The sequence below is a fragment of the Coxiella endosymbiont of Ornithodoros maritimus genome (assembly GCF_907164965.1).
GTDB lineage: Bacteria > Pseudomonadota > Gammaproteobacteria > Coxiellales > Coxiellaceae > Coxiella.
Map to the genome: position 1 here is coordinate 1 of NZ_CAJRAM010000006.1, position 8593 is coordinate 8593.

Below are 8593 nucleotides of genomic sequence, written 5' to 3' on the forward strand. Positions count from 1 at the left end.
GGATCCTCCCGACTCGGCCGTGAAGGTTTTGTATGCTTCAATTAATACAGCAGATGCCCCCGCGGGAGGACGACGGGTTTTTAAGTTTTTCACGCTTCACCACGGGTGGGTAATGATAGAGGCCCCTTGTGTTAAGAAGCTTTGAAAGGAACAAGGTGAATGAAAGAGAAGCATCAACTTTACAGCCATTAGGGGTTTATGCTTAAGTTGACGCCTAGGCATTCTGCAGGCGGGAATCCAGTGCACACGTTGCGCAGCGTGCCTGGATCCCGCCTGAGCGAGAATGACGAAGGCTAAAATTGAAATGACTGTGACTTGTGGGGAATTAAATGGGGTTTTTTATCACTAAAAATGAGCCGGGGAAACAATGAGGTACGAAAATTCTCACAAGTATAAGTTCGCCAATAACTGTTTTATCTGATCATTCATTTACCTTTAATTTTTCCAATCAGCCGTCATTAGAATTTTCATCAAGTTATAGTTTGCAAAGCGGAAATATAGAACCTGCGTCTCCGCCTTTCTCTAGGGATCCTTTCCGTTTTTTTGAAGATAAAAACCCATCAGAAGAGATCTTGCCGTGGCAGGAGCCTACTAGCTATGACAGCTTAACTGTAATTGATGAAAAGGAAATTGATGGCCGGACGAGAGTATTTCAATAACTGGCGTGCATTATGCAAAATTATGCTAAACTTTTTTGCCTATGAAAGTGAGTCAATTTTTTTTAGCAACTGTTAAAGAAACGCCTGCAGATGCGGTGTTGGTGAGTCATCAGTTAATGATTCGTGCCGGTATGTTGCGAAAGTTAGCAAGTGGTCTTTATACATGGCTGCCGTTAGGTTTGCGTGTTTTGCAGAAAGTGGCGAATGTCGTTCGGGAGGAAATGAAACGCGCTGGCGCTTTGGAATTATTAATGCCTATCGTTCAGCCAGCCAGTTTGTGGCAAGAGTCGGGTCGGTGGGAGGCCTACGGCACTGAGTTATTAAGGATTATGGATCGACATGAGAATGGGTTTTGTTTTGGCCCTACGCATGAAGAAGTGATTACCGATATTGCGCGTCAGGAACTGAAAAGTTATAAGCAGCTTCCACTTAATTTTTACCAAATTCAAACGAAGTTTCGTGATGAAATTCGCCCGCGATTTGGGGTCATGCGTTCACGTGAATTTTTGATGAAAGATGCGTACTCTTTCGATCTCGATGAAAAAGGCATGCAAGCGGCTTATGGAAAAATGTTCGATGCTTATAGGCGAATTTTTACCCGGTTGGGATTAAATTTTCGCGCCGTATTAGCGGATACGGGGGCCATTGGGGGCGATTATTCGCACGAATTTCAAGTGCTCGCCGACGTTGGTGAAGATACGGTGGTCTATAGCGACGAAAGCGATTACGCTGCTAACATTGAAAAAGCCGCTGCACAAGCGCCCCAAGGCGAGCGAGTGAAGCCTAGCGCTGAAATGAAAAAGATAACAACGTCCGGCGTTCGAACTATTAAACAGCTTGCGGAAAAAGCGAATATTCTGCCTGAAAAAGGGGTCAAAACTTTAGTTGTTAAAGGCGATGAATCTTCGTTGATCGCACTCATCTTGCGCGGGGACCATGAGTTAAACGATGTAAAGGCGCAGTATTTGCCAGGTGTTGCTTTTCCACTTCAGTTCGCCGATGAAAAAGAAATTAGAGAAGCCATTGGCTGTGGCCCCGGTTCCTTGGGGCCTGTTAATTTGCCGATCCCTTTTATTGTTGATCGAGACGCTGCCCAGTTAGCCGATTTTAGTTGTGGGGCTAACGAAGACAATTTCCATTGGATAAACGTAAATTGGGAACGGGATGTGCACTTGGGTTTCGTAGCCGATATTCGCAAAGCAGTGGAAGGCGATATTAGTCCCGATGGGAGAGGGCGGTTGCGGTTTACGCATGGCATTGAGGTGGGACAAGTTTTTCAGCTTGGCGATAAATACAGCCGAAAAATGAATGCCATGGTAGTGGATGAGTTCGGAAAAAGTCGTTACCTTCAAATGGGTTGTTACGGCATTGGCATTTCTCGTACCGTCGCCGCCGCGATTGAACAAAATCATGATGAGCGGGGCATCATCTGGCCAACCCCAATGGCCCCATTTTTCATTGCACTCATACCCGTTAGTATGCACAAGTCTTATCGCGTGCGAGAAGCTTGTGAAAAGCTTTACAACGAATTAATCGATGCGGGTTATGAAGTGTTATGGGATGATCGTAAAGAGCGGCCGGGCGTTATCTTTGCTGACATGGACCTAATCGGCATTCCTCACCGATTGGTAATCAGGGAGTCGGGTTTAGATCGTGGTATCGTTGAATATAAAGCACGTAAAAGTAGACAAGCCGAAGACGTATTCCTTGAAAATGTCCTTTCTGTGTTTAGATGAAGAAATATCGGACATCAACGGCCGAGATTTCTTTCATACTGAAGCATTTAATCGTATTAATACGTACTTGAATTATCACTGCCCGATCGGCTATCGTTTCGTTGCATATTATCTTTATTGCTGATCATCGGGGTGGGGCGTGGTAACAACACCATTTTGTCTATCACGCGTACGATCTTGTTGTTGGCAAGCACCTAAACCGCCTATAAAGAAGAGCATCATTATGATTATAAATAATTTTTTCATGGTGGTCCCTCCGAATTGTTGTCCATATTTTTCTCTTGGTAGGGAACTAAGTTAAATTTAGCATATATTTAAAGGGTTAAAGGGCCGAATGCTTGTCTCTTTAATATTTTTTTAAGGTTATTGGGTTATTCTTGCCCATTATGGCGAATCAAGCTACAAGCAGGCGGCAACTCTACCGTTGGGGCGGGTGGTTTTTCGTTGTGGATACTTTGTCTTTATTTTCTTATCGGGCTCAATTATCTTCTTTATCTACCTGATTTTAATAATATCCCTCTGATGACCCGAGCCGGCGTTATTTTAGGGTGTGTGTTTATGCTCACGGGTTTATTGGGGTAATTGGCTTTAGTTGCTTTTTTGTGTTGCATCCCTGTCCTCCTTCTCATTTCATGCATTCCTCGCCGGGCCCTCGCCTGGGGAAGGTGTATTAATGGCTGCCGCCGCGGCACTTTTTTTAATTGCTGATGCGATTATCTACCATCTTTATCATTACCACCTTGCCGATCTCGTTTGGCAGATTATTCGTGCAGGAGTGTTTACGCAGGTTTTCGAATTATCTTGGGTGGAATGGGCAAGCATCGCTTTCCTTGCGTTAATATTAATAGTTTTAGAAGTACTCATTGCGTTTATCGTTTGGTATAAAGTTTGTCGTAAGCCCAAGTTGAATGGCGGGATGATGGGCGTGGTTTTTGCGGCCTGTTTATTTTTGTCTTATACATTAACCTTAAACAGCAGCATGGCGGTTACGGAAGACGCGAGCTCGAAAAGCAATGATCACGTTTTGGTAATGGAGGCACAAGTCATTCCCTATTACAACACTGTTCTTGGTTTTTTGTTGCCAGGCAAAAATTCCGAATTAAAATCGCAAATGCGAGATGATGGTTATTTTGTGCAAAATTCGCAAGTGGTCAAATCACTAAATTATCTGTTACATCCATTGCAATGTCGATTGCCGCAGGAGCCCTATAATATTGTGGTTATTGCCTTGGACGCTTGGTGGTTCGATATGTTAAATCCCGACGTCACTCCGAATATTTATAATTTTTCTAAAAAAGCATGGGTGTTTAAAAATAATTTTAGTGGGGGTAATTGCACTCGGCCGGGAATATTTTCGCTATTTTATAGCATTCCTGCTAATTATTGGTCAGCGGTATTAGCACAGCATCGTTCGCCCGTGTTTATTCATCAATTCTTGCAGGATCATTACCAAATGGGAATTTTTCGCAGCCCTTCCTTACATTATCCGGCCTTTGATCAAACAGTGTTTCGTGAAGTTAAAAATTTACAGATTAATACGCCAGGTGCTGAATCTTTTGATCGCGACCGATGCTTCACGCATGAGTTTAAAAGTTTAAAAATTTCATTAATCACCGAGATCCGAATCGTCATTTTTTTAGCTTTGTTTTTTATGATGAAACCCATAATTATTACGAATCGTCAGCGAATTACCCGCAGCCCTTTCAACCGGCTGTCAAAGTGTGTAACCGGTTATTATTAAATAATAATACCAACCCTCTCCCTTATTTAAATCGCTATCGAAATGCCGGCCATTTTGATGATACATTGACAGGTCAAGTATTGCAAACATTAAAAACGCATCACCTATTAAAAAATACGATTGTCATCATCACGGCTGATCATGGTGAAGAATTTAATGAAAGTCACCAAAATTATTGGGGGCACGCGAGCGACTATACACCGTGGCAAATTCATACGCCGATGATAATTTACTGGCCCGAAAAAAAGCCGCAAGTCTTCAATTATTGAACGAGCCATTACGACATTGTAGCAACGCTAATGCAGAATGTGTTGGGTTGCCAAAATCCAACGACTGATTACAGCGTTGGCACACCGGTACTCAAGAAAGGCCAGCGCCCCTTTCTGATTACGAATAGTTACATCGATTATGCCATTGTAAAACCCAATTGGGTGACACGCATTTACCCGGCGGGGAATTATGCAATTCTTTATCCTGCTGGCAAGCCGATACCAGGATCAAGCTTGAATGCGAAAACGCTCTCCGAGGTGTTTGGTGTGTTGAATAAATATTTTAGATAATGATGATGTGAGTTTATTCTAGTAATTTCGCAGTCATATGCTTAACATAAGCACGTATTAACCACCTCCCCCAGGGGGAGGTGGTTAAAGGAGGGGGTTTAAATGAACCTAACTGCCCTGCGCGGTTCTTCACCCTCTCCTACAAGCGAGAGAGGGGCACTGAGGGTTTATACAACTCCTTTTTAGCGCCATCCAAATTCTTTTTTCTGAAACACTATTAAGACTGGGGTCGATATGTTAGCAACATGATTAAAAATTATTCTTTCAATCATCTCGCTTTTTTTGTTCATGACGGGCTGTTATGCCATTCGCGGCTTTGGGCAAGATTTACAAGCCAGTGGTAAAGCCATTAGCCATGCGGCTGCGAAAGAAGAAAGTAATAAAAAATAGACCGATTGACTTGCAAACATGTCTTATTTTTGACAGTCATTTGCATATTATTGATCCTCATTTTCCCTTGATTCCTAGCCAAGGATTCATTCCTTCTTCATTTACCGTTGCAGAAAAATCTTCTATAATGATGCATTAAAACTCTATGATATGCGACTATAACTTGCACTCATAGAATGAGGACAACTGAAAAAATCATTATCATGACTGACTCACTCACTAAATCACGTCGTGCCCTATACCGTTGGGTGGGATGGTTTTTTTAATTAATGTATTTTTAGCCCTGTTAATCGGAGTTAGTTACGTTCGTGTCTTGCCTGATTTTCATTTCATGGCCGGAATCACGCGAGTGGGCATGGCTTTGGCGTGGATATTTCTAATCGTTTCGTTCATTACCCAACTTACGATCGTTTTTTTATTTTGTTGCTTAATTGTTATTGCAATTATTAGCATAATTCCGCGACCTTAGCTTGCTTTTACGTTAGCTATTATTTTTGCAGCGGCGCTTATTTTTGCGCTAATCGTCGACATTGCAACCTTCGATTTATACCACATGCATTATTTTAGTGAAGAATTTCGGATCGTTTGGGCTGGTGCTGCTTCGCAAGTTATTGCGTTATCCAGTACCGAACTGTTTTTGCTAATAACTGTAACTGCCGTTTTGTTAATTATCGAGTATTTCATCGCCTTCTTCGTTTAACGCAGAATCGTAAAACAAAAAAAGGGTTACGGCGGTTATATTTTTGCAAGCAGTTTAATATTAGTATTTTTGATATCATACAGTAGCATGTTTGTCGCAACGGCGATGACTTATCGCCATTGCTTTAGTCCCGTTGATAATCATATTGTCTTAGAAGATGCGCGTGTGCTCCCTTATTTCAATGATATTTATGTCTGGATAGTGCCAGGTGACCCTAGTATTCAACACGTTTTAACCTTTAAAGGAGAGATTTATTTCCAAGTACGGCAATTGAATCATCCTCTCCGATATCCTATTCACCCTCTCCAATGTAAAATCCCAAAAAAGTTACCGAATGTATTATTGATTATCGGGATTGATACGTGGCGTTACGATTCAATGAATGAAAGCATCACTCCGCATATTTATCAATTTGCGCAACGAACTCTGCAATTTAAGGATCATTGGAGTGGAGGAAATTGCATCCAACCAGGATTAATTTCATTTTTATGGGTTGCCGGATAATTATTGGACTGCATTTTTAAATCAGCGCCGCGGCCCCTTACTGATCCATCAATTTTTAAAAAATAATTATGAGATGGGAATTTTCATCAGCGCGCCTTTGAATTATCCTCCCTTTGATAAAACCATTTTCAGGGAAGTAAAGCATTTAGTGATGCAAACACCGGAGGATAATTCCATTGTTCGTGATCGTGCTATCACGAAAGAATTTAATCGTTTTTTGAAAATAAGGAATAAAAAACAGCCTTTTTTCAGTTTTCTTTTTTACGATGCGGTGCATAATTATTGCGAACAAGCGACTCCAAAATATAAACCCTTTCAACCCGCGGTTAATCAATGCGATCCTTTTCCTTAACACCCAGTTCCGATCCAAAATTTTACGTTAATCGTTATCATAACGCGGCTTATTTTGTTGATGGTGAAGTTCACAAGGTTCTCAATGCGTTAAAAGCGCATCATTTATCAAAAAATACTATTGTCATTATTACAGCGGATCATGGCGAACAGCTTAATGATGAGCGTATGGGTTATTGGGCCCATGCCAGTGCTTATATCCCTTATCAACTACACGTCCCCCTGTTAGTTTGCTGGCCGGGGAAAAAACCACAAATTTATTCCTATTTTATAACACATTATGATATTGTGCCTACTTTAATGACAGAAATCTTTGGTTGTCAAAATTCCCTGGCAGATTACACGCTTGGACGTTCATTATTCTCTAATGAAACTCGACCTTATTTAATTGCGGGAAGTTACGGCGATTATGCTGTCGTGACGAAAACTCAAGCGACGCGCATTTATCCTGATGGTAATTATGTGATAAATTACCTTAACGGCCATCCTAAATATGGCGCGCAGTTAGATAGGAATTTATTACAACAAGTACTTGAGGATTTGAAAAAGTATTTCCAGTATTTTAGGACTTTAGAAAAAGAATTCGGATTGCACTAAAGAGTTGTAAAAACCTGAGTGTCCCTTTTCCACTATTCCTCTGCCGCTTGCCGCAGAAGAATAGTGGAAGAGGGAAAAAAGAACCACAGCAATAATACGAGTATTAAATGTTTTCAGAAAATTACTAGGAAAAAAGCCATGATAAAAATACCAACGCCTTATCGTGTTTCCATTGGTATTTCTATTTTTTTGCACGTCTTATTATTACTAGCGCTTTTTTCTAATTTATCCTCCTCAGAAACTTATCGAACGAGTAAATTTAATCGGCCCATCAAAATCATTCGGGCGATAGCTGTGAGCCAAACTGCTATTGATAATCAAACTAATCAAATGAAACAAGAAAAAAATCGAGCAGCTTTTGAAGCCCGTCGTCAAGAACAGAAACGAAAGTTAGCTTTAAAAAAACAGAAAATAGTAGTACAAAAACACTTAGCCGCTTTAAAAGCTCGGCAATTGCAATTAAAACGCGAAGCCGAAAAGAAAGCACTGCAGCAAAAAAATATTCTCGCATTAAAAAAACAACGAGAAGCCAAGCAAAATCAGTTAGTCGCCAAACAACAGCAATTACAAGAAAAGTTATTGCAACAAGAGGTGCAGCAGGAAAAAATGCAAATTGCCAAAACACGCGCTGCTCAAATGCAAGGCATCCTGAATCAATATAAAGCGCAAATTATCAAAGCGATTCAACAACAATGGATTGTCCCTGAAAGCGCAAATAAAAATTTGTCTTGCATTTTGTTGATTCGATTGGCTCCTGGTGGAGCTGTTTTGGATGTAGAAACCGTGCGAAGCAGCGGCGACTCAGTCCTCGACCGTTCCGCTCGCGTAGCCGTTTTTAAAGGATCACCGCTGCCAGTACCAGAAGATAGCGCTAAATTTTCAGAATTTCGTGAACTGCGCCTAACGGTGCGACCATTACAAATTCAATCTTTTTAGTCAACCTCGTGCCCATTGCGCCTAGATGGCCCACGGCACTATAATCATAACTACTTAGGTGCCTAATGTGAAAGGCTGCAAACGTCCAATTTCGAGTCAAGGTGCGATTAGAAGTGTAGGTTTTCAACAAGTAACCTAATGAAAAGTGCCCCTCCTTAAAGAGGGCGTTATAATGCGCCAACATAGAGTTTCTATTTTTAAAAAAAGGAGCAGGGCCATGAAAGATATTAAAATACTTGGTGTTGGTATTTATTGCAAAAGGGGTTTTTCAACTGTGTGGGATTGATGAGTGGGGTAAGGTGATCCACACGAGAGGGGTTAGGCGCTCAATATGTGTCCACTGTGGCAAGGCCTTAAGGTGGCTTGTGTGGTTGATAGAAGCGTGTGGAGGCGCGAACCATTGGTATCGGGTTCATGGG

General features: G+C 41.4%; 3 protein-coding genes and 4 pseudogenes. All 7 read left to right on the forward strand.

The annotated features are described in order from the left end of the window. The first annotated feature begins 694 nt into the window (after positions 1–694). Positions 695–2395: a proline--tRNA ligase gene (locus OWO34_RS00345; RefSeq protein ID WP_267256152.1), complete on the forward strand. Its 1701-nt coding sequence runs from the start codon at positions 695–697 to the stop codon at positions 2393–2395. After that, positions 2392–2593 (forward strand): annotated as a pseudogene (locus tag OWO34_RS00350) (hypothetical protein). Before OWO34_RS00345 ends, OWO34_RS00350 begins: the two are co-directional and overlap by 4 nt. Positions 2594–2772: 179 nt before the next feature. Further along, positions 2773–4696, forward strand: a pseudogene (locus OWO34_RS00355) (DUF3413 domain-containing protein). Between the two features lie 255 nt (positions 4697–4951). Then, complete coding sequence (locus OWO34_RS00360; RefSeq protein WP_267256154.1) at positions 4952–5086, forward strand: entericidin A/B family lipoprotein; 135 nt, start codon at positions 4952–4954, stop codon at positions 5084–5086. Between the two features lie 176 nt (positions 5087–5262). Next, positions 5263–7238, forward strand: a pseudogene (locus OWO34_RS00365) (DUF3413 domain-containing protein). Between the two features lie 138 nt (positions 7239–7376). Beyond that, positions 7377–8174: a cell envelope integrity protein TolA gene (gene tolA, locus OWO34_RS00370; protein ID WP_267256153.1), complete on the forward strand. Its 798-nt coding sequence runs from the start codon at positions 7377–7379 to the stop codon at positions 8172–8174. A 217-nt stretch (positions 8175–8391) separates the two neighbouring features. Next, positions 8392–8593, forward strand: a pseudogene (locus tag OWO34_RS00375) (IS110 family transposase); the annotation flags it as partial.

Bases quoted from the DNA above. Each gene is read 5' to 3' on its own strand.
- tolA (WP_267256153.1), top strand. From the start codon at position 7,377: ATGATAAAAATACCAACGCCTTATCGTGTTTCCATTGGTATTTCTATT.